This window comes from Vibrio jasicida CAIM 1864 = LMG 25398, assembly GCF_000400365.1.
Lineage (GTDB): Bacteria > Pseudomonadota > Gammaproteobacteria > Enterobacterales > Vibrionaceae > Vibrio > Vibrio jasicida.
In genome coordinates this window covers 47288-70787 of the sequence record NZ_BAOG01000022.1, presented here as the reverse complement: position 1 = coordinate 70787, position 23500 = coordinate 47288, and the positions used below count along the sequence as shown (strand labels likewise).

The window sequence follows — 23500 nt, the reverse complement described above, 5'->3', positions numbered from 1 at the left end:
TTTCCCAACTCTTCTGAGTCGGCTCATGGGCAAAGCCTTTATTTCTTCTTTAAACGCATTAGATGAAAGAATTTTTTGTCACGCATAGAGCGGGGCAATGTTTGGTGAATACTATGAAAATTAAAGCATTATCAAAGCTAAAGCCTGAAGAAGGCATCTGGATGACTGAGGTTGATAAACCTGAAGTTGGCCATAACGACATTCTGATCAAAATTAAGAAAACCGCTATCTGTGGTACAGATGTACACATCTACAACTGGGACGAATGGTCACAAAAGACAATTCCAGTACCTATGGTTGTTGGCCACGAATACGTGGGTGAAGTGGTTGCGATTGGTCAGGAAGTTCGTGGCTTTGAAATCGGTGACCGCGTATCTGGCGAAGGTCACATCACGTGTGGTCACTGTCGTAACTGTCGTGGCGGCCGTACTCACCTATGTCGTAATACAATTGGTGTGGGTGTTAACCGCGAAGGTGCCTTCGCAGAATACCTAGTGATCCCAGCGTTCAATGCGTTCAAGATCCCTGAAGGCATCTCTGACGATCTAGCGTCTATCTTTGACCCGTTTGGTAACGCAGTACACACAGCGCTTTCTTTCGACCTAGTAGGCGAAGACGTGCTTATCACAGGTGCTGGCCCAATCGGTATCATGGCAGCTGCAGTCGCGAAACACGTTGGTGCTCGCCACGTAGTGATCACAGACGTGAACGAATACCGTCTAGAACTTGCTCGTAAAATGGGCGTAACGCGCGCAGTAAACGTAGCTGAAGAGAAGCTAGAAGACGTAATGGCTGAGCTAGGCATGACAGAAGGCTTCGACGTAGGTCTAGAAATGTCTGGTAACCCAGCAGCATTCAACTCAATGCTAACCACAATGAACCACGGTGGTCGTATTGCACTACTAGGTATTCCACCATCAGACATGGGTATCGACTGGAACCAAGTTATCTTCAAAGGCTTGGTGATCAAAGGTATCTACGGCCGCGAAATGTTCGAAACTTGGTACAAGATGGCTTCACTGATCCAATCTGGTCTGGATCTATCGCCAATCATCACGCACCACTACAAGATTGATGACTTCCAAGAAGGCTTCGACGTAATGCGCAGCGGTATGTCAGGCAAGGTTATTCTTGATTGGGAATAAGGTCGCGATAAAGCAACCTAAAACCTCTTGATATAAGATTAATAAAAACGCCCCAAGTTAACCTTGGGGCGTTTTTGTTTTATCGAGTTGGTTTGAAACTCGCTACTGCTTATTTTCTATTAATTCAGCCTTAGCGGTTTATCGCGATGGTTCCGGTTTCAACTACGCGAGATTCCTTCGAAACCATGACTTTTACAGTGTGCTTTTCTGAGGAGAATAATGTTTTAGCCGAAGTCGTTGGCCGCCCAAGTGCAGGTGCATGCTCTTGCTTTTGATAATGGATTTCCCAATGACGAGCTTGAATGTTGTAGCGCATAAACGCAAAGCCATTCACACTCTTGATGGTGGTGTTCCCTATTTGGTAGAAACCGTAGTCGCGAAAACTCATATAATTGATTAAACCGTTGCGATGGTCCTTTACGTCATTGTATTGCTTATCTTCTTTGCTGCCTTCCACGTGATAAACCCTAATTAGATCATCACTCCAATCATCAACAACAAAAGAGCAGCCGCTGAAGTTTGGTGTGAAAACATACAAATGATCGCGATGAGGATCAGGGTGTTTAGGTATATCGAGATACTTGCCTTGCGCGACCCAGTAGGCCATCTGTGATGTTTTTTTGTCGGGTTGTTGCCCTGCAAAGGTATCAATGACTTCGATAGTGCCTACTGTTCCATGTGCGTGTTTATATTGCATGCCACTGAAAACAAGCTCACCACTTTCTTCTACTTCTTTCTTTGTCGCTGGGCTGAGAGATGTCATCTGGTGAGCAACGATCTCAGCGCTGACGCATTGGTTATTAAAGCTAGAGCCTAGCAAGTCTGACGGCAGCACACGTGTTCCGGTCGCATCGTTCATTTCCTTTCTTGATGTCGGCATCGGTGACAGAATTGCATCGGGAAACTCACGTTCTTCGCCTACGTGAATATGGTTGTTCTGCTCTTCTACTTTACGGTCCGCGACTACTTTATTTCGATTATCATTCCAGCGCTTATAGTCGCTTGATGAATAAGTTAATTCAGCTCTGCGTTCTTGCTGCTGTCGCGCAGCTCTTTCTATTGTTGTTTCTTGCGTTTCTTCAGTATTAACAGGTGCTGATTGATATCGCATGGTAGGCATTCCAATAAGAAATAAATAAGAGAATACCAATGATTGTCGATATATCAGTAGGTGACTGTATAAAAGGTGATATTTACTAATAAAACGCTCAAAATGAAATTGTATTTTAAGTTTTACTATGTGATCAGGTTTGTTTTTGATAGGTTAAAACACTAATAATAATATTTTATGTGTCTCTTTTGATTTATTTTAATTATTTATATCTCAATGGGGATATTAAGATAATAAAAGAAATGGCACATGAATATAATCTTGTTATTTATATATCTAGTGGTTTTTTAATGGTTTAATCGCTGTTGTAATTTTATATTCTTACGTATTCTAAACGTAGGTTAGGGTGATCTTCTGCTGTGATATTTTTGTACGTAGCCGTACCTTTACGCTCTCTAATCGTCGACTTATCAATTACATAAAATGTAGAGATCATTTCCAAAATTAGCAGGTAAACATAGATTGCACCGTGCTAGCTAATCCAATTCTGTCATTCCTTTGCTAATACTGCATGCGATGAACGTAGGTATATAAAAACGGTTCATTAATCAATAATCAAAAAAAAGGAAATGAAAATGAGAAAGTCACTGACAGCACTTGGTTTAGCATTGGTATTTGCAGGCTCAGCAAACGCGGCAAACTGGGGGTATGAGGGTGAGCACGGCCCTGCAAATTGGGGGGAGTTCGCTTCTGAATGTGCGAAAGGTCAAAACCAAAGTCCGATTAATATTGAATCAGCGACTGAAGCCAAGCTAGAAAAACTGGATTTTGATTACGAAGGTAAGGCGATTTCACTGCTGAATAACGGCCACACTTTACAGACCAGTTTAGAAGGCAAAAACACGCTCACTATTGATGGTAAAGAGTTTACGTTAAAACAATTCCACTTCCATACGCCATCTGAAAACCATGTAGATGGTAAAGAATACCCACTAGAAGCACACTTTGTGCATGCCGATAAAGCAGGCCATCTGGCTGTTGTGGCGGTGTTCTTTAAAATGGGTGACGCGAATACAGCTCTAGCTAAGCTGCTCGCTAACATCCCAACTAAAGATCAGGATGTAGCCATCCAAGTCCCATTTGATGCGGATGCCTTAATTCCAAGTGATAAAGAGTACTACCGTTTTAATGGCTCTCTAACGACACCGCCATGTTCTGAAGGGGTTCGTTGGTTGGTGATCAAAGAGACGCAAACTATCTCTCCAGAACAAGTAAAAGCCTTTGCGAAAGCGATGGGGCAAAACAACCGTCCAATCCAACCGCTTAACGCTCGAATGATTCTAGCGCAGCAATAATGGTTGAAGTGACTAGTCATAAAAAAGCCCGCTGATTTAGCGGGCTTTGTATTTGGTATTTTGAAATTAGAAACCACTGTCGTCTTGCGCTTGAGCTTTCGCCATTTGAATCGGGTCGAGCTTGAGTGTTTGTGTTGGGAACGCAATATCTGCTTCGTGCTCTTTAATGATCGTCATGACTTGCAGGAGAACATCTTGCTTCACTTCATGGTAGCGAACCCAGTTCACCGTTTTGGTGAAGGTATAGATGAAAAAGTTGAGTGAAGATGGACCAAACGCATCAAAGTTTACGATCAACGTTTGGCGCGTATCGATGTCTTTGTGGTTTTTGAGCATATCGCGAACCGCATCAATGATTGCGGGTACTTTAGCGGCATCGTCGTAACGTAAGCCAATCGTCTCGAAGATTCGACGGTTTAGCATGCGTGATGGGTTTTCTACCACAATGTTACTGAATACTGAGTTTGGTACGTATAGTGGGCGCTTATCAAAAGTGCGAATGCTGGTCATACGCCAGCCGATACGTTCTACCGTTCCTTCTATTTGACGGTCGGGAGAGCGGATCCAATCCCCAACCTTAAATGGACGGTCGAAGTAAATCATCAAACCGCCAAAGAAGTTTGATAGGAGATCTTTGGCTGCCAAACCGACAATCAAACCGCCGACACCACCAAAGGTCAGCAAACCAGAAAGGCTAAGGCCAAATGCCTGCATAACGGTCAATACGCCGATGACGATAAAGAACAGGCGAGCTACTTTCGCGACGGCTTGTACGGTTGTCTCGTCACGGGTTTTCTGCTCCAGCACGTAGTCTTCGACGTTGGTGATAAGACGCATCACAATCCAAACTAGGATGCTGATAACAAGAATGAGTTTAAGAGTGCTGAGCCAGTTGAACTCGTTCCCCAACTCACTTTGCAGAACAATGCCCAAAGATACCGTTGCAGGCCAACACCAGATTAAGGTACTGACGGGGGTTTTGAGTGCTTCTAATAAAAGGTCATCCCAATGAAAGGGGGTTTTATCGACCAAAATAGCTAATCGAGAATGCAATACGCGCCACGCAATCCAAGCAAAAAAGCTCGCAATCGTAATGAACAGTACGCTGCTGCTCCAGTCTTGATGATGGGCCATGATGTAAGTTTGAAGTTCTGTAAACCACTGTGGCATAAGTAAAGTTTCATTTTTTGGAACAATGAGTGAAAGGTAGCAGAGTTTGAGTTTCCGCCCTAGCAAAATGATGTGATTCGAATAATCCGTTCTTGTCTTCTTATCCTTGCTGTTAAGGAGAGGAGTGTTTAGAGTGATGTTAATGATTGATGTGTAAATACAAGGTGATGATACGTATGGTGAAATGTAAAACTCGTACTGTTCAACCTACACGGTGTGATGAAACTCGAACTTTGAAAGATAAGCGCTATCATTCGAACCATCAATTGTAGGTTCTTTGACTCATCGCTAACATTTATCAAGCTCAAATATGAGACTTTAGTGTCACTTTGACATACGGAGATAAACCATGGAATTCACAGAGCTAGATAGAAATGCGCTCTACGACATTTGGATGTCGCAAAAAGCAAAAATGCACCTCACCCAAATGGAGATGGCAAAGCGCCTAGGTTTAAGCTTGCATGAGTTCTCTGCTTTGTTACGTGGGAATGCTCCGCTAACGCTTGGCTTCGTGAAGCAACTTTGCGAACAATTGCATGTTCGTCCTGGTCAAGTGATTCCATCTATGAGCAAACGCGATATTTCTTCTTCGGGCTCCGTGTATCTACAAAACCGTATCACTGTAGATGGTGAAATCCGTAATGTCTTCATTGAAGGCAACCAAGTTGTGATTGAGTACGAACACACGGTGAACTAACCGATTCCATCCGTGTATTTTTTTGTCGTAGACAATTTATTCACATCTCTACTGATAAAACTAGCAGCCATGATGTCCCTTTGAATGAAAGGAATGGCTGTGAAGACTTTTCTCCGTAATTTCGATAAACAACGTCGTCGTTTGACGCACCAACTTGAGCCTAAACTTGCAGGTTGGTTGAATGACGACTCTCTCACTGTTCACGAACCAATGCCGCACGATCAGGTGAAACGTATTTTGATCGTGAGAAACAACAGTCGTATCGGAAATATGTACTTCCTGCTTCCGTTTGTTCATCAGGTTCTGCGCTTATACCCAAATGCGAAAGTTGATCTATTGTTGAATTCGCCTTGGCAAGGTGAAGTTTTTCAGAACCTTGGTATCAATCAAATTCATTACTCCAACTTGTCATTCAAATCGCCAGATAAAGCACTTGCGACCATCCGTCTGTTAAAGCGAGAGAAATATGACCTGTTGTTCGCACCGACGGCGGGCGCGTGTGACACTTTTCTTTCCGCTGTGATTCCGGCGAAGAACAAGATCGCTTTTAAGAAAGTTAAAACAGAGCAAGTATTTACTCACTCCTCGGTCGCCGATTCGCCTTTTCGTCACGGTGCCTACAAGCCACTTTCTATCCTTGAAGCGATGGGACATGAGCTTGATAACACCTTAGACCATCATATTGTGTTTGATTCAAAAGAGCTTTCCTCTGGTATTCAGCAAGCACGTAAATTACGCGAAGAAGGCAACCCAACATTTGCTTTCTTCCGTGGTGCGCGAGGTAAGAAAAAGCTCAGTGATCGTGCTTGGTTAACCATTCTGGCTGAATTTGAACGCAAGCAAGGTCAAAGTGTGAATTGGGTGGAAGTGCTAAGCCCAGATATCCAACAACCGCTGTTAAAGGACTCCCGCACTTTGGCATGCAAGGGCCTACGTCAATTGGGGGCGACGTTGCGCTACCTCGATGGATTTCTTTGCTGTGACACTGGGCCGCTACATTTAGCGGATGCCGCAGGCGCGACTTGCTTTGGTTTTTATACGGAAACGTGCCCACAACGATTTGGGCTGATGGGCGAGAAATGCCATGCGATTCGATTGTTTCTTTCGGAGGAACAAGCCGAGTTCGAGCCTGTGTTAAGAATGGCGTAACGCCGGATGAAATGAAAAAGTGACAGCCAATTGTGCTGTCACTTTTTGTATGAACATGGTTTAGGGCGATTTGCCTAAGGAATCTTCACCAAAGAATCACGCGACAGGTCAGAGATGGTTTTCGCTCCTGTAAGCGTCATTGCTACGCGCATTTCCTTGTCGTAAAGGTCAAGCAAGTTCTCTACGCCAGCACCGCCTTGCGCTGCGAGTGCGTAAACAAAAGAACGACCCAGAAGCGTACAGTCTGCACCGAGTGCTAGCATACGAACGACATCCAAACCGGTGCGAATACCTGAATCGACGAAAATCTTTAGGTCGCCTTTTACGGCATCTGCAATGCTTGGCAGCGCTTTTGCTGTTGAAAGGACACCATCAAGCTGGCGACCGCCGTGATTCGAGACAACGATACCGTCTGCTCCGAAGCGAACTGCGTCTTTTGCATCTTCTTCATCCAAAATACCTTTGATGACCATCGGGCCATCCCAAAAGTCTCGAATCCACTCTAGGTCTTTCCAAGAGATAGAAGGATCGAAGTTTGCGCCTAGCCAGCCAATGTAGTCTTCCAACTTGGTTGGCTCACCACGGTAAGTAGAGATATTGCCTAAGTCGTGAGGTTTACCTAATACACCGACATCCAACGCCCAACTTGGGTGACGCATGGCTTGGAATACTCGGCGTATCGCGGCATTAGGGCCACTCATACCAGAGTGCATGTCACGGTAACGAGCCCCAGGCACGGGCATATCCACGGTGAAGACCAGCGTTGTTACACCAGCGGCTTTCGCGCGCTCAAGTACGTTCTTCATAAAGCCACGGTCTTTTAGAACATACAATTGGAACCACATTGGACGTTCAATCGCAGGTGCCACCTCTTCAATTGGACAAACGGATACGGTCGACATGGTAAAAGGAATGCCTTTCTTTTCTGCCGCTTTTGCTGCTTGAACCTCACCACGTCGCGCGTACATGCCGGTCAGACCAACAGGCGCTAGCGCGATTGGCATTGCCAACTTCTCGCCGAAGATTTCCGTTTCTAGGCTTAGATCGCTCATATCGCGCAGAACACGTTGACGCAATGCAACGTCACCTAGGTCATCAGTGTTGCGCTTTAGCGTGCGCTCATCGTATGAACCGCCATCAATGTAATGAAAAAGGAATGGAGGCAGCTTGGCTTTCGCGGCAGCGCGGTAATCTGTAGAAGCAGAGATAATCATATTCGTGTGTCCTGGCTGTTATTCTAAGATTGCGTCCTGAGTCAATGAGCACCTGCTCTGTCAGTGTTTCACTGACTGCCATCCTTTCGGCAGTCGACATCAGAATAGAGTATAGATAAGTGATTGAGCTGTGAGACATTCCATACACGGAACAATCAATTATCTGCACTGAAAAAGACTGGCACATCGGTCGGGGGATTGATGCAGCAAGCCACACCAAAAGCGTCGGGGTAGTAGTGCTGACCGCTGTGCCAGAGAAAGTGCAGGGCGGGGGAGACCCTGCATAAGTGTTACTTCATTAAGGCGTCGGTCAGTTGGAATCCGTAAATCAGAATCAAACCGATGATGCCTGTCACAACAAGATAGTAGAATGTTGGGATTATGGTTTTACGCAGTGTCGCGCCTTCACGTCCTAGTAGGCCGACCGTTGCAGAGGCCGCCACTACATTGTGGATAGCAATCATGTTACCGGCAGCAGCGCCAACCGCTTGAAGGGCAACCACAATGGCACTTGAGATAGTCAGTGTCTGTGCCACTTCGAACTGGAACTGGCTGAACATCATGTTCGACACGGTATTAGAGCCGGCGATGAATGCACCAAGGGCACCAACAGTAGCACTCAACGCTGGGAATGCTGAGCCAACGAGGTCTGCTGCAAAGTTCGCCGTCGTTACAGGCATACTTGCTAGCTCGGCGCCGTTGACACCTGAGTTAATAAAGATACGAACCATAGGGATGGTGAACACAAGAACGAAACCTGCGCCGATTAGTGTCTTGCTTGATTCGCCAAACGCTTTGCCAAGTGACTTAGCTCCGCCACCTTGCAGAAGAACAGCAATTAACGCTACGAAGACTAAGATGCCACCCGGAAGGTATAAAGGTTGAATTGCCGTGCTGATACCAGTTTCGCCAAGAATATTACCAAACGATAGGCTTACACTCTTAAGCAGACCTTTGAATTCAGGGCTTACGCGGCTTGCTACTAGGATAACTGCTAGCATCACGTATGGTGCCCAAGCCTTGGTTAGGCTCATTGATTTGCCTGGGTTGTCATCAAGATTGATCTTTAGAGAACCTAGCCATTCTGCTGGCCACTTATCTTCGCTTTCGAAGTCCCATTTGGTTTTTGGAACGAGGAAACCTTTCTTCGCTGCAGTAACTACAATAGCCAGACCAACTAGACCACCGATTAATGACGGGAACTCAGCACCTAGGAATACGCCTGTTAGTGCGTAAGGCACGGTAAAGGCAACACCTGCGAACAGCGCGAAAGGTAGGATGTCTAGACCTTCGCTCCAGCTCTTATTCTTACCGAAGAAGCGCGTCAGCATCATCGCCATTAGCACTGGAATCATAGTGCCAACCGTTGCGTGAATCATTGCCACACTTGCTGTGATTTGCTGTAGGTACGCGTCCCATGTTGAGCCATGAGCAACCAGTGCTTCACCGATATTGTGCGTATCTAAGCCTTTGTTCACGCCGACAATGATTGGTGTGCCAACCGCACCGAAGGATACTGGCGTAGATTGGATCATCATGCCCATCAGTACTGCTGCAAGTGCGGGGAAGCCAATGGCTACCAATAGAGGAGCGGCGATAGCAGCAGGTGTACCGAAGCCTGATGCGCCTTCAATAAAGGAGCCAAAACACCAAGCAATAATGATGGCTTGTACGCGACGATCGGCTGAAATATCGGTGAATCCGTTACGGATAGTGGTGATCGCGCCGGTGTGTTTTAAAGTGTTGAGCAAGAAGATGGCACCAAATACGATCCATAGAACAGAGACAGTAATACCTAATCCTTGGAAGACAGACGCCAGTACGCGAGTAGCTGACATATCCCAAAACATTAGGGCGATAGCGACGGTTATTCCGAACGCAACGGGCATGGCTTTTTTCGCAGGCCAGTTGAGACCAACCAATAATATGGCGGCGACAACAATTGGCGAAAACGCCACAAGGGCAAGTAGGGTTTCACTCATTGGTACATCCTCGTACGCTGACTTCTCGAACGGCTTTATGCTGTAGAGATGATTTTTGTTGTAATGGTTTTGTTAATTTGGCGTGAATTTACCCCTTTATTTTTTATAGATATAGGGAAATAATGAAATTAATTTATTCCAAAAGTGACATAATCGATGCGTGCAGATGACCTAATCCTGTTCTCTCAGGTGATAGAAATGGGTAGCTTTAGTAAGGTGGCGGAAGAAAATAACCTTACAAATTCAGTAGTTAGTAAGAGGATTGCTCGGCTAGAAGAAGAAATTGGTGCTCAGCTATTATATCGAACAACACGTAAATTGACCCTGACCGAAGCGGGAAAGGTTTTGTTACACAGTGCTAAAAATGTGAAGCAAGCCACTCAAGAGGCTATGGATGCAGTTTCAGGCTTTGGTGAGAATGTTAGTGGCCATATCAAAATGTCGGTACCGACTATCTCGGGTGATTTGATTTTAGCGGACGCGGTCGCTGAGTTTTGTAATATGCACCCAGGCTTAACGGTCGACATGTCATTGGATAATCGTTTTGTGGATTTGGTGGAGTGTGGATATGACTTAGTGATTCGCACTGGTTATCTCGAAGATTCTAGCCTGATTGCGCGACATATTTTGGACTCACAATGGGTGGTTTGTGCCTCGCCCTCTTACATCGCGAAGAATGGCAAACCGATTGAGCCTATCGACCTAACCGCACACAACTGTTTGCAATACGCCTATCAAACTACCGGTGCTACCGATTGGCAGTTCAAAGGTAAACAAGGGGACTACATCGTCAAAGTGTCGGGTAGCTTTTCTACGGATAACGCTACTGCACTAAGAAAAGCAGCCCTAGGTGGGCATGGTATCGCCTACGTACCACGTTGCTTGGTTTATCACGACATTCGCAGTGGTGAGCTGGTGGATATTTTCCCTGAATTAGTCGGTAAAAAGCTGGGTATCTACGCAGTTTATCCATTTACTCGTCAACCTCCGAACAAAGTAAAACTCTTGATTGAGCACATTCGAGAGCGATACCTCACTATTTCGCATTACTTTTAATTAGTTCATAAATACAAGAAATGTTTCAATCTATTGGTTGAAATTCTATACCTGAGCCCTAAGGTAGGTATTGAGAATAAATCTCAACAAAATAATAAAACAAAACACTTAACTTCAAACGGAGTAACACGGACGTTATGCATTACCCAAAAACTCGTAAAGATTCCGTCGTCGACACTTATTTTGGTCACGACATCGCAGACCCATACCGCTGGTTAGAGGACGATCTCAGCCAAGAAACCGCAGAGTGGGTTTCAGGACAAAACTCAGTGACCTTTGATTACTTAGGTCAAATTTCTTTCCGCCAACAAATTCGCGACTTAGTGGCGAGCAGCCAGAACTACGAAAAGTACTCTCAACCTTTTGTTCATGGTGAATACACTTACTTCTACAAAAACGATGGCTTGCAGAACCAGAGCGTTTTATACCGTCATAAAGGGGATGAAGAAGCGGAAATCTTCCTAGACCCGAATACCTTTTCAGAAGAAGGAACAACATCACTTGGTGAAGTGAAGTTCTCTAAAGATGATTCTCTTGTCGCGTATTCTATCTCTGAGGGTGGCAGCGACTGGCGTAAGATCTTCGTCATTAATGTAGACACCAAAGAACAGCTTGAGCCTGAAATTGTCGACGCTAAGTTCACCACAATTTCTTGGTTTGGTAGCAAGGGCTTTTACTACGCGAGCTATGACAAACCTAAGGGCAGTGAGCTTTCGGCGCGCACTGAGCAGCACAAGCTTTACTACCATGAGTTAGGCACGCCGCAGGCAGAAGATAAAGTTGTATTTGGGGCATCGGACTCACAAAAGCACCGCTATGTATCAGGAGTGACAACCAAAGACGATCGTTTCTTGATTATCACAGGTGCGGAATCTACGTCGGGTAACAGGCTATTTTATGTGGATCTCGCTTCAGAAGAGCAAGACGTAATCACGCTTCGAGATACAACCGATGGTGATACACATCTGATTGATAACCAAGATGACACCTTAATCTTCTATACCAACCTAGATGCGCCGAACGGCAAAGTGGTTGGCTATAACACTCAAACTCAACAATGGACAGAGATCATTGCCGAGCAGGAGCAACCACTTGATATCAGCAAAGGTGGTGGTTACTTGTTTGCGACTTACATGGTTGATGTTCTCTCCAAGGTTCAGCAGTTTACTTACCAAGGTGAGTTAGTGCGTGAGGTCACTTTACCTGACCAAGGCACTGTGTATGGTCTGCAAGGGAAAACAGAAGATAAGACACTTTACTACTCTTTTACCAATTACGTGACGCCACCAACCATTTTCTCTTTTGATGTAGAAAGCGGTGAGTCTGCGCTTTATCAAGAATCGAAAGCACCGTTCGACCGTAAAGAATACGAGTCTCAACAAGTGTTCTACACCTCAAAAGACGGGACGAAAGTACCGATGATTATCTCGTATAAGAAAGGCACAAAGTTAGATGGTACAGCGCCAACCATGCTGTATGGCTATGGTGGTTTCAATATCAGTTTGACGCCGATGTTCTCAGGTAATGTCGCGAACTGGTTAGAACTTGGTGGTATTTACGCGGTGGCAAATATGCGTGGCGGCGGCGAATATGGTAAAGCTTGGCACAATGCGGGTACTCAGCAACAAAAGCAAAACGTGTTTGATGACTTTATTGCTGCGGCGGAATACTTGATTGAGCACGACTATACGAGCTCAGAGCGCCTTGCTATTCGTGGTGGTTCGAATGGCGGCTTGTTGGTTGGTGCGTGTATGACTCAGCGTCCAGAGCTGTTTAAAGTGGCGATACCTGCGGTTGGCGTATTAGACATGCTTCGCTACCACACCTTTACCTCTGGTGAAGGTTGGAAGTATGATTTTGGTACCTCTGAGCAAAGTGAAGCGATGTTTAAATACATCCTAGACTATTCGCCTGTGCATAATGTGAAAGAGGGCGTGGCATACCCAGCAACGCTCGTAACGACCGCGGATCATGATGACCGAGTCGTTCCCGCTCACTCATACAAATTTATCTCTGAGTTGCAAGATAAGCATCAGGGAGACAATCCGGTGCTGATTCGTATTGATGTGAATGCTGGTCACGGAGCAGGTATGCCGCTGAGCAAACAAATCGACCTTACCACAGATGTTTACGCATTTGCCTTGCATAACATGGGCATTGAAACTCTCGATATTTAGTACAAATCACTGATTCGATACAATAAAAAATGCCGCGACATCCATCGCGGCATTTTTCATGGTTGGGGGAACTCAATGTGATTGCTAGGGTGACTAAGCCTAACTTTGAACCAACCAGTCTCGGCGGCCAAACCGAATGGCAGCTATACCATTTTTCGTAGTTATGGCGAAAAATTCGCCATACTTTAATCCTAGTTTATGAATATGAAATTGTGATGAATCTAGGCTGCATCATCTTGATTTTCATTGTTTTCAAGATCAAATGAGGCATCAATCAGTTTTCTTGTGTAATCACTTTGCGGGTTGTGGAAAATTTCTTCTGCCGTTCCTTGCTCCATGACTTCACCCTTTTGCATCACCAAAACACGGTCCGACAGCGCTTTGACTACAGAGAGATCGTGGCTAATAAACAAGAAGCCGATGTTGTGTTTCTTCTGCAGATCTTTCAGAAGATCAATGACGGTCAACTGAACAGAACGGTCGAGAGCAGAGGTTGGCTCATCAAGCAAAATGAAAGAAGGCTCAAGAATTAACGCACGTGCAATCGCGATACGTTGACGCTGACCACCAGAAAACTCATGCGGGTAGCGGTTAATAGATGCTGGATCTAAGCGCACCTCTCGCAGAACATCACGTGCTTTTTGCATTCGTTCTGCTTTGCCCATTTGAGGTTGATGCACTGTGAGACCTTCAGTGATGATATCACCGACCGTCATGCGAGGAGAAAGCGAACCGTAAGGGTCTTGGAACACCATCTGTACATCTTTCTTTAACTGAAAACGCTGTTTGGCAGTAAGTAGGGAAAGATCCTGACCTTTGAATTGAATCTTGCCACTTGATGGCAACAAACCAATCAAAGCTCGTCCTAGTGTTGATTTACCGGAACCCGATTCACCAACAATACCAAGCGTTTCGCCTTGTTTTAACTCTAATGAGATGCCTTTAACTGCCTCAAAATACTCGTTTTTGCTGGCGATGAAGTGAGGCTTAACAAGGAATTTAACTCGGATATCATCGGCTTTAAGAAGTTCAGCGGCGTTTTCTTCAATCGGGTCTTTGCTGCCTTTAGGAATCGAGTTAATCAGCATCATGGTGTAATCATGCTGCGGTTCGGAGAAGAGTGCTTCTGTGATGCCTTCTTCGACCACTTCACCTTTACACATCACCAATACACGGTCAGCAAAGTGTTTCACTACGCCTAAGTCGTGAGTGATGAACAAAATCGCCATGCCCATCTTGGCTTGGATCTCTTTGATCAGATAAAGCACTTCTGCCTGAACGGTAACGTCTAGCGCCGTGGTTGGCTCATCGGCAATCAGAATGTCTGGCTCGTTGATTAAAGCCATGGCAATCATGATGCGTTGCAACTGACCACCAGAGAATTCGTGCGGATACTTAGTGTAAGCTTGTTGAGGATTTGGTAAATGCACCAAGTCAAACAACTCAAGCACCTTGTCTTTCGCTTGTTTCTTACTCACTGGACGATGACACATAATGGCTTCCGCCACTTGAATACCGACGCGCATGTATGGGTTTAGAGACGTCATTGGCTCTTGGAAAATCATACCAATGCGATCGCCACGGATGCTTTGCATTTGGCGTTCGGTTTTCTCTAGGATTGATTCGCCTTCAAAGACGATAGAAGCGTCATTATGCAAAATGGCATTATCTGGCAGCAACCTCATCAACGCATTGGTTGAGACAGATTTGCCTGAGCCTGATTCACCAACGATAGACAGTGTTTCTCCTGCTTGTAAGTCGAAGCTCACATTCTTTACTGCATCGACGATACCATCGTTTGTCGTAAAGCTGACAGACAGGTTTTTCACCGAAAGAATGGTTTGTGCGGACATCACGTTTCCTTGTGTATCGAGTTGTTATGTATTGCCTTACTTGCTGTTCATACAGTGCGGCTTTAATTATGCGGTACGGTTTAGTTATATAGCTGAGATGCTCCCGCTTCTGCTGAGGTCATCGCTTGTAGATATAAGAACTGCTCATGAGCTCGTGTGACATGGTCTAACTCAATCATCCATTGCGCATTGCGCTGTGCAGAGCAAAATGCGGCCATGTGCGCTAACAAGTCTTCACTTTGTTTACTAAGTAATTGGCTTACACGGCAAATTAGATCATGGCTTTCGAGCTGTAAGAACTGAAATAGAGCATAGGATTGATTGAGTGCAGCGAACGCTTCTTGATGCAAGCCCAGTTTGTTTAGAATCTCTGATTGCGCGACGCTTGCATCACGCAAACCACTTATCAAACAAACGAACTGACACGGTTTGGTTTGTTCATTGTCGAGTGCGGATTGAATATGGTTAGGTAGATGATTGAGCACGTCTTCATATAGACGGTGAGCTTCAGGCCAATGTCCTTGCTCCATCAATTGCTCTGCTTTCAAATAGCGCATCCAGCATTGCTCAATATTCATGTTCATCTCCGCAAAATTCGATTTGAAGAGATATTAAATGAAAATTATTATCAATTGCAAGTGCGACTTGTTTTCATTTTGTTGCTGAGTGACTGCTCGTAAAATGTCCAAACGAACTGGTGTGGAAGATAAATCACTTAATTTTAAACAAATAATCTCTACACTGAGGTAACGACAATAAGAAAAAGGAGGCGAGTATGGCAGTACAAAGATTGGAACCTAAACAGCTGTATTCTGTAGCGGATCTAGAGAATATGCCATGTAAGTCGACCAAGGAATTGCCTCCGATTGATGAAATCGTTGGACAAGAGCGCGCTCAAAAGGCGGTCGAGTTCGCGATGTCAATCAAGGAGAAAGGGTACAACATCTACGCTATTGGTCAGAATGGTCTGGGCAAGCGCACCATGATTCTGCGCTATTTAAATCGTCATCAACATGATGAAGCGGCACTGTTTGATTGGTGCTACGTGGCGAACTTTGAAGACACACGTGTTCCCAAAGTCCTCAAGTTACCTTGCGGTATCGGTAACAAACTGAAAGCTGATATTGAAAAGTTGATGGGGAAGTTGCTGAACGCACTGCCTTTAGCATTCGATAACGAGATGTACTACAGCCGTGCCGATCGCCTAAAAAACCAATTGGCGAACAAGCAACAGCTTGAATTGGACAGCATCAGTAAAGAAGCAAAAGAAAAAGGCATTAGCTTAACGATAACGACTCAAGGTGATTACCAGTTCGTCGCGATGGATGGCGAAGAGTTGCATACCGAAGAGACGTTTGATGCTCTGAGTAAGAAAGAGCAAGAATACTTCTCCAGTAGCATTGATGAACTAGAGGTCAGTCTACGTAACATGATTCGTGAGCTGACCGAGTGGGAAGAGTCGTTCAGTGAAAAGATCAAAAAGCTCAATGATGATGTCACGCTGGATGTAATTACCCACTTCATCAAACAATTGAAAGTGGATTATGCGGAGTACTCTGAGATCAAAACGTATCTCACTGATCTGCAAAAAGACATCGTTGAAAATGCTGATATTTTCTTGGAGCAGAGTGGAGAGCAAGGTGAGATTGCCACAGCTTCTTTAGATAAGAAGTTACCACGTCGTTACAAAGTGAATGTGTTGGTCAATCGCAGCAAGTGTGAATTTCCAATTGTGGTGGAAGAAAACCCGAACTATCACTCTCTGTTTGGCTCGATTGAAACCGCAACTTTTAAAGGCACAGTATTTACTGATTTCTCGTTAATTCGAGCGGGCAGTCTACATAAAGCCAACGGTGGCGTTCTTTTGATGGATGCACAAAAAGTACTTGAGCAGCCTTACGTCTGGGATGGTCTCAAACGAGCGTTGCGTTCGCGTCAGTTAAGTTTTACCTCTTTAGAGAAAGAGGTAACGCTAACTGGTGCGGTGTCTCTCGATCCAGAACCGATCCCTCTTGATATAAAGATAATCCTGTTTGGTGATTACCGCACTTACCAGTTGCTCCAGCATTATGATCCGGAGTTTGGGGAGTTGTTTAGAGTAACTGCAGACTTTGAAGATGAGATGAAGCGTACACCTGACTCAGAGCTGCAGTACGCGCGTTTTATCTCAAGTGTCGTGAATGACAACAACATGTTGCATTGCGATAAGAAAGCCATTGCACGCATTATCGAATACAGTTCTCGCTTATCAGGTGACCAAACGAAACTGTCACTGCACTCTGCGAATATTGCCAACTTGCTGCGTGAATCCAACTACGTGGCTCGCCAAGCGAACTCGAACATGATTCGCATCGGACACGTGGAAGAGGCGCTGAGCAATCAAGAAATGCGTGTCAGTCGCTTACAAGATAGCGTGATGGAAACCTTCGTCAATGGTACTACCTTGATTCGCACTGAAGGCATGGCTGTGGGCCAAGTGAATGCGCTCTCTGTATTAAGTACCAGTGACCACATGTTTGGTGCGCCAAACCGAATTACGGCAACGACGTGTTTCGGTGACGGTGATGTGATTGATATCGAGCGCAGCGTTGATTTGGGTGGCAGCATCCACTCTAAAGGCGTGATGATTCTGTCGGCTTACTTATCTTCTGTATTTGGCAAAACCGCTCGTGTTCCACTAACGACCACCATCACCTTCGAACAATCGTATGGTGGTGTGGACGGAGACAGTGCGAGTATGGCTGAGTTCTGTGCTGTCGTTTCTGCGTTCTCGAAACAACCAAACCGTCAGGATATTGCGATTACCGGTTCAATGAACCAGTTTGGTGAGTCACAACCTATCGGTGGTGTGAACGAGAAGATCGAAGGCTTCTACGATGTTTGTGTTATCAAAGGCCGTCACGAGGGGCAAGGGGTGATTATTCCGCGTTCAAATGTGCACAACCTTATGCTTCGTCCAGATATAGTGAAAGCAGTAGAGAAGGGGGACTTCCATATTTGGGCTATCGACCACGTAACGGAAGCAATAGAGCTATTCACAGGCAAAGCGGCTGGTGAAGCAACCGACGAAGGTACATACCCAATCGACACCATCTTCGGGTTGGCACAAGCTAAGTTGAATGCGCTTAGAAAATAAGCACTCATTGGCGTAAAAGCTGATAAAAAAGTGTACAAGTTTTCATAATTTGTCATAACGACAATATCCCGTCGCAGTTGACGGGATATTGTCACTAACGTTATGAAATTGATGACTTTTCGCTCTGGACAAAAATGTGATCTACCTCTAGTATTTGCCCCCTTGTCTATTCGTCTGGGAATAATCCCATCGCAAGGAAGCCACACGCAAATACCTGAGGTCACTCATGCAGCTATCCCTGAAAAATTTGTCGGTTCGAACGCAAATTTTGGTTCCAGTTCTATTCACCGCGATCACTTTGTTTATTGCATTGTGGATCACGCAAAACAATCTAGAAGCAGAGCAAGAATTGGTTGCTTCTAACTCCGAATCGCTCGTGTTCTATAAAGACACACTGGCTCAAATTGACGACCAAGTTTACCCACTACGTATTAGCGCGGTTTACGCGATTTATGATGCGTCTCGTCGTGATGCCTTCCTTGCTGATCTTAAAGCAGGCGCGAAAGCCATTGATATGGATATCGACAAGATTGATGCGCGTGGCACTTTTGCATCAGAAGCGGAAAAAGTACGCCAAAGCATCGATACATACATCGACTATTCAACTCGTGCGGTTGAGTTCTTCAATCGTCATGATCGTGGCTTGGTCTCTGATGGTGAATACACAAACTTTATTTCTGGTTACCGTCGTGTCGGTAATGAAATGGTTGCAACGATCAATGCGCTGTCTCAACGCGTAAACCAAATTGCAACACAAGCGACAGAAGCAAGTGCTCGTGAACACGTTCGCGTACAAAACAACGCAATGATGTCAGTGATTGCTGTTTTTGCCTTCTCCTTGCTAGGCGCGTGGTTCTTGTCAGGCATGATTGTTACGCCAATCCAAAAACTACAAGAAGTGATGCGTAAACTCGCGGGTGGTGATCTGTCAGTACGTGCAGACATTGATGGTGACAACGAGATCGCTCAGCTAAGCAAAGACGTTAACCAAACAGCGAAACAGCTTCATGATACGGTTGATCAATTGATGCGTATTAGCGAAGAAGTCGCGTCTGCTTCAACTGAACTTGCGGCGGTAATGACGCAAGCTGAAGCCAATGCGCAGCAAGAACTGGCGGAAATCGAACAAGTTGCATCCGCTGTTAATGAGCTTGCAAGCACGGCAAATAACGTTAGCGATAATGCTACATCAGCAGATGCGACAGCTCGTGAAGCGGATGGTCTAGCGCAATCTGGCCTAACGATCTTCCAAGAGAGTGCACAAGCAAGCGAGCAAATGTCTCAAGCACTTAACGATGCGGCGCAAGTGGTTCTTCGTCTGAAAGAGCAATCGGTTCAAATCAACGATGTTATTGAAGTGATTCGTGGCGTATCTGAGCAAACTAACCTTCTAGCACTGAATGCGGCGATTGAAGCAGCACGTGCTGGTGAATCTGGTCGTGGTTTTGCTGTTGTAGCAGACGAAGTTCGTATGCTGGCAGCGCGCACTCAAGATTCAACGCAAGAAATCTCTTCTATCATTGAAGAGCTTCAAGCACAGTCTGGCCTTGCAAATGACAGTATGCAGGTGAGCTTAGAAATGCTGAACCGCAACAATGAACTAACGCAGCAAGCGAATGATGCGTTGATTGGTATTACAGAATCTGTTGCCAACATCAACGATTCAAATACGCAAGTGGCAACAGCGGCAGAAGAACAGTCTCAGGTGACTCAAGACATCAACCGCAACGTGGTAAACATGTCTGAGCTTGTGAACCAAAACGTAGCAGGCATCAGCCAAAGCGCGAGCGCAAGTACAGAGCTTTCTCACCTCGCTGAAAAGCAAAAAGAACAGTTGAGCTTCTTCAAGCTTTAATAAAAAGCGGTAAGTGATAAACATCGACTGATCGAAAAGAATCCCTGAGCGTTGGCTTGGGGATTTTTTTTACCTTTAATTCAATATTGATAAAATCAACATCATATAAATCAGATGTTTACATGAAATTGTGTGTGACTGATGTCACATTTATAAATCTTTTGAGTGTATTTTTTGCGTCAAAATTTTTTTGACACACACACATTTTCCTATCTATCCGCTAACTTGATGGTTTTGCTGTATTCATATTGCCATCTCGCATGGTGTTTTCTTCTATATATCCTGTCTATTCAACTTGTTGCGCTATAAATCGAGGCTGCTACTATGCCGTCCGTTTTCTCGTTGGTACAGAAATGTCCTGTTTTCTGGTGAGGAAACAACTAAAAACAAAGATATGGAAAATTAAAATGAAATTGAAAACATTAGCTGTAGCAGTGGCACTGTTAGCATCTGGATCTCAAGTTGTCGCTTCAGAACTATACAACCAAGACGGTACTTCACTAAACATGGGCGGCCGTGCTGAAGCGCGTCTTTCTATGATGGATGGCAAAGCAGAAGATGCTTCTCGTATCCGTCTTAACTTCCTAGGCAAACAGGAAATCAACGACAGCCTGTACGGTGTTGGTTTTTGGGAAGGTGAATTCGAAACTTCTGAAAAAGGCGCTGTCGATGAGAGCAGTGATCTTGAAACTCGCTACGCTTACGCAGGTCTTGGTGGCAAGTACGGTGAAATCACTTACGGTAAAAACGATGGTGCACTAGGTGTAATCACTGATTTTACAGATATCATGGCTTACCACGGCAATACTGCAGCATACAAACTAGCAGTGGCTGATCGTACAGACAACATGGTTTCTTACGCTGGTCAGTTCGAGCAACTAGCATTGCGTGCAAGCTACCGTTTTGCTGACCGTACTGAAGAAGCGAATGGCTTTGGTGATAACGATGAAGATGGCTTCTCTCTATCAGCAATCTACGCATTTGCTGACACTGGTTTCGAAGTTGGTGCTGGCTACGCAGATCAGAACGAAGGTGACGAGTTCATGCTAGCGGCTGCTTACACTGTTGGTAACTTCTACGTTTCTGGTCTTTACACTGGTGGTGATAACCTAGATCAAGATGCTAATGTGGCTCCTGCTTCTGGTGATGTTGACTACAAAGGTTATGAGCTAGCAGTAGCTTACACAATGGGCCAAACAGTGTTCACTTCTACGTACAACAAAGCAGAGCAAGATAACGACGACAGCGTCGATAACCTAGCGGTTGACGTAACTTACTACTTCAAGCCTAACTTCCGTGGCTACGCGTCATACAACTTCGACCTAATGGACAGCAAAGGTACTGAAGAGAAAGACGAGCTAGCACTAGGCCTACGCTACGATTTCTAAGTCGAATATGACTGAAAATATACTGCCTTATTTTTAGTTGTTTAAAACCCCTTGCCAGATGGTAAGGGGTTTTTCCATTGTAACGTTAAAATTCAGAACAGAAGCTTTGCGTCAACCTTTCAGCTTTAGCTTGGTACCATCAAATTTTAGGTGGCTTAATAAGTTCTTAGCGTTTGCTTTGCCAAAGTCATCAAATTCCACGCCGTAACGCGCGTAATGCACCGATTTTTGCAGATTACAAATTTTCCCTTTTAATGGTGCAAGCAGACGTCCATTTCCTGGCATGGTGATATCTAACGTAATCTGATCTCCGACTTGAAGTGTTCGACTCATTGGTGAAGTTACAAAACGGCAACCACTCTTTGATAGGTCGCGTATTTCACACTCAGCTCGGTACTGTTCAAACTGAAGTCGAGAATGTAAATTTACTTCGTAACGCACTTCTTTTCTTAGTTGATACACTTGCATGGTATTTGGCAAACTCAGCACCAGTAACGGGTATGGATCACCCAAGCGGTGCTGTAATTGTGCTCTGAAAGGGATAACCGCACCTTCGCCGCGATGCGAATACGCTTTTACGTTAATCCAAAAACCTTCTTGGAAATAGAACTTCAAATCTTCATCTGAAATGTTTGGAATTTCTATCAGCGCGGTATTATTTGAATGGCAACCCATGAAGGTGCTCGTGGTGATGAACTTCGTTCCAACAGGTGTCGTCACGTTCAATGTGACTTCACTGCCGTGTTCCACCATTGCCATTGCATCGGTGCTATTTAATGTGCTTGCCTGACGTTCTGGGGCGTTTTTGTTCTGTAGAGACGCTCGACTGTCCCTGGCGCTCGCCATCATATTTCTCATTCTTATTGTCGTACCTGATTCGAGAAGGTGTTCCGCGCTATGATAATTAGTAGGAATTGACTAGATTATTGCGTTGATATCATTCTATGCAATCATATAGATTGATTCAATAAAACAGAGGCTAAAAGTGGGAGGTAGATAATGCAGAAAGTGACACATGACACAACAAACCAGATTTTCTGGGTCGATTTAGACCAAGACCATAAAGCGAAAGTGGCTTATAAACTCGAGAATGGGGAGATGCATATTACTTCGACGCTTATTCCGGAAGAAGCTCGCGGCAAAGGTTATGGAAACGTCATGATGGCGTCGGTTCTACCTGAGATTAAAGCGCTTGGTTACACTATTGTGCCCATTTGCCCATACGTGATTAAATACATGGCAACACACCCAGAATGGTCGCATTTACTCGCTTGATGGAATCAATGAATAACCCACATTATCAAAGCATCGGAGATGAACTGGAACTTGGTTTGCTTCAAGGTGTCGATGTGATCCAGTCTTTATGGGGCGGATACGGAGAGTTGGTCAGACTGACCTTTTCGCAGCGCTCCATTATCGTAAAGCATGTTCAATTACCAAAACCGTCTGAGCATCCGCGAGGCTGGAATACCGACCGCTCCCATAAACGTAAGCTGCATTCTTACCAAGTTGAAGTGAGTTGGTATCAATACTTCAGTCAAACAGTTGATGAGCGTTGCCGCATTCCTCAAGGGCTTAAATGCTTTCAGAATGAAACGGAATGGTTGATCGTGATGGAAGATCTTACTCTGGCGGGGTATCCAAACGTAATGAAAAGTGCAGGAAAAGCCCAACTAAAAGCGTGTTTAGAATGGCTTGCTAACTTTCATGCGCGATACATTGGCGTTCATCATGATGCTTTATGGAAAACGGGAACGTATTGGCACTTAGATACTCGACCTGATGAATTGGCAGTCCTTCAAGATGCTCGGTTGAAAAAGAGGGCAGGGTTAATCGACCAAACTCTAAAACAAGCGCGATTTCAAACCTTGATTCATGGCGATGCGAAGCTAGCAAACTTCTGCTTCAATTCGCAAAACTCGGCGGTTGCCGCGGTCGATTTTCAATACGTCGGTCATGGTTGTGCGATGAAAGATGTCGCGCTATTTATGAGCAGTGCTGTCGATCCTGATAAATGTGCTGAAATGGAACCTTGGGTGCTTGATACCTATTTTTTTGCGTTAAATACAGCACTGAAACATTATCAAACCGAGTTAGAACCATCTGAGGTCGAACAAGAGTGGCGACCTTTATTTGCCGTGGCTTGGGCGGATTTCCAACGCTTTGTAAAAGGATGGAGTCCAGATCATTGGAAGATTAACCCTTATACCGAAGCGCTCACCAAACGTGTCCTGGACTCTTTGGGGTAGAAACAGCGAAGAAAACAAAATCG

At 45.0% G+C, this 23500-nt stretch carries 18 protein-coding genes; 11 read left to right on the top strand and 7 right to left on the bottom strand.

From position 1 onward, the window contains the following. Nucleotides 1-113: 113 nt before the first annotated feature. Nucleotides 114-1145 carry an L-threonine 3-dehydrogenase gene (gene tdh / locus VJL_RS05720; RefSeq protein ID WP_005383983.1) on the top strand — a complete coding sequence of 344 codons (1032 nt, stop codon included), beginning with the start codon at nt 114-116 and terminating at the stop codon, nt 1143-1145. Between the two features lie 130 nt (nt 1146-1275). Here tdh and VJL_RS05715 read toward each other — a convergent pair whose 3' ends face one another. Then, nucleotides 1276-2256 (bottom strand): hypothetical protein, encoded by a 981-nt coding sequence (locus VJL_RS05715; RefSeq protein WP_038876372.1) that lies wholly within the window; start codon nt 2254-2256, stop codon nt 1276-1278. A 575-nt stretch (nt 2257-2831) separates the two neighbouring features. On the opposite strand from VJL_RS05715, the gene VJL_RS05710 reads away from it, so the two are divergent. Further along, nucleotides 2832-3551 carry a carbonic anhydrase gene (locus tag VJL_RS05710; RefSeq protein ID WP_038876370.1) on the top strand — a complete coding sequence of 240 codons (720 nt, stop codon included), beginning with the start codon at nt 2832-2834 and terminating at the stop codon, nt 3549-3551. Between the two features lie 66 nt (nt 3552-3617). Here the strand turns inward: VJL_RS05710 and VJL_RS05705 are convergent, their stop codons facing one another. Further along, entirely contained in the window at nt 3618-4721 is a 1104-nt protein-coding gene (locus VJL_RS05705) for a mechanosensitive ion channel family protein (RefSeq protein ID WP_038876368.1), read from the bottom strand. A 349-nt stretch (nt 4722-5070) separates the two neighbouring features. Between VJL_RS05705 and VJL_RS05700 the strand changes: the two genes are divergently transcribed. After that, the gene (locus VJL_RS05700) at nt 5071-5418 is read left to right on the top strand and encodes a helix-turn-helix domain-containing protein (RefSeq protein ID WP_005439037.1); all 348 of its coding nucleotides are present in this window, start codon (nt 5071-5073) and stop codon (nt 5416-5418) included. Nucleotides 5419-5511: 93 nt separating this feature from the next. Then, nucleotides 5512-6567 (top strand): glycosyltransferase family 9 protein, encoded by a 1056-nt coding sequence (locus VJL_RS05695; RefSeq protein ID WP_038876366.1) that lies wholly within the window; start codon nt 5512-5514, stop codon nt 6565-6567. 74 nt (nt 6568-6641) lie between these two features. Here the strand turns inward: VJL_RS05695 and lldD are convergent, their stop codons facing one another. Further along, nucleotides 6642-7781, bottom strand: coding sequence for an FMN-dependent L-lactate dehydrogenase LldD (lldD, locus tag VJL_RS05690; protein WP_038868449.1), 1140 nt, complete (start codon nt 7779-7781; stop codon nt 6642-6644). Nucleotides 7782-8071: 290 nt separating this feature from the next. Beyond that, nucleotides 8072-9763 (bottom strand): L-lactate permease, encoded by a 1692-nt coding sequence (locus VJL_RS05685; protein ID WP_038876365.1) that lies wholly within the window; start codon nt 9761-9763, stop codon nt 8072-8074. A gap of 156 nt (nt 9764-9919) precedes the next feature. On the opposite strand from VJL_RS05685, the gene VJL_RS05680 reads away from it, so the two are divergent. Further along, nucleotides 9920-10819 carry a LysR family transcriptional regulator gene (locus VJL_RS05680; protein ID WP_038868452.1) on the top strand — a complete coding sequence of 300 codons (900 nt, stop codon included), beginning with the start codon at nt 9920-9922 and terminating at the stop codon, nt 10817-10819. A gap of 137 nt (nt 10820-10956) precedes the next feature. Then, a complete protein-coding gene (locus VJL_RS05675; protein ID WP_038876364.1) occupies nt 10957-12996 on the top strand; it encodes a prolyl oligopeptidase family serine peptidase in 2040 nt (679 codons plus the stop codon). A 221-nt stretch (nt 12997-13217) separates the two neighbouring features. Here VJL_RS05675 and VJL_RS05670 read toward each other — a convergent pair whose 3' ends face one another. After that, nucleotides 13218-14849, bottom strand: a complete 1632-nt coding sequence (locus VJL_RS05670; protein ID WP_038876362.1) for an ABC transporter ATP-binding protein — start codon at nt 14847-14849, stop codon at nt 13218-13220. 80 nt (nt 14850-14929) lie between these two features. Continuing rightward, entirely contained in the window at nt 14930-15427 is a 498-nt protein-coding gene (locus VJL_RS05665) for a hypothetical protein (protein WP_038876359.1), read from the bottom strand. 197 nt (nt 15428-15624) lie between these two features. Here VJL_RS05665 and VJL_RS05660 point away from each other — a divergent pair, with 197 nt between their 5' ends. From VJL_RS05660 to VJL_RS05650, 3 genes are all read left to right on the top strand, one after another. Next, nucleotides 15625-17985 carry a Lon protease family protein gene (locus VJL_RS05660; RefSeq protein WP_038876357.1) on the top strand — a complete coding sequence of 787 codons (2361 nt, stop codon included), beginning with the start codon at nt 15625-15627 and terminating at the stop codon, nt 17983-17985. 226 nt (nt 17986-18211) lie between these two features. Then, a complete protein-coding gene (locus tag VJL_RS05655; protein ID WP_038876354.1) occupies nt 18212-19840 on the top strand; it encodes a methyl-accepting chemotaxis protein in 1629 nt (542 codons plus the stop codon). Nucleotides 19841-20247: 407 nt separating this feature from the next. Continuing rightward, complete coding sequence (locus VJL_RS05650; RefSeq protein WP_038876351.1) at nt 20248-21228, top strand: porin; 981 nt, start codon at nt 20248-20250, stop codon at nt 21226-21228. Nucleotides 21229-21339: 111 nt separating this feature from the next. Here the strand turns inward: VJL_RS05650 and VJL_RS05645 are convergent, their stop codons facing one another. Beyond that, the gene (locus VJL_RS05645; RefSeq protein ID WP_227741120.1) at nt 21340-22077 is read right to left on the bottom strand and encodes a flagellar brake protein; all 738 of its coding nucleotides are present in this window, start codon (nt 22075-22077) and stop codon (nt 21340-21342) included. A 150-nt stretch (nt 22078-22227) separates the two neighbouring features. On the opposite strand from VJL_RS05645, the gene VJL_RS05640 reads away from it, so the two are divergent. Both VJL_RS05640 and VJL_RS05635 read left to right on the top strand, forming a co-directional pair. Beyond that, nucleotides 22228-22503 carry a GNAT family N-acetyltransferase gene (locus VJL_RS05640; protein WP_038876348.1) on the top strand — a complete coding sequence of 92 codons (276 nt, stop codon included), beginning with the start codon at nt 22228-22230 and terminating at the stop codon, nt 22501-22503. Next, nucleotides 22503-23477 (top strand): phosphotransferase, encoded by a 975-nt coding sequence (locus VJL_RS05635; protein ID WP_038876345.1) that lies wholly within the window; start codon nt 22503-22505, stop codon nt 23475-23477. The genes VJL_RS05640 and VJL_RS05635 overlap by 1 nt, the downstream gene beginning before the upstream one ends. The last annotated feature ends 23 nt before the right edge of the window (nt 23478-23500 follow it).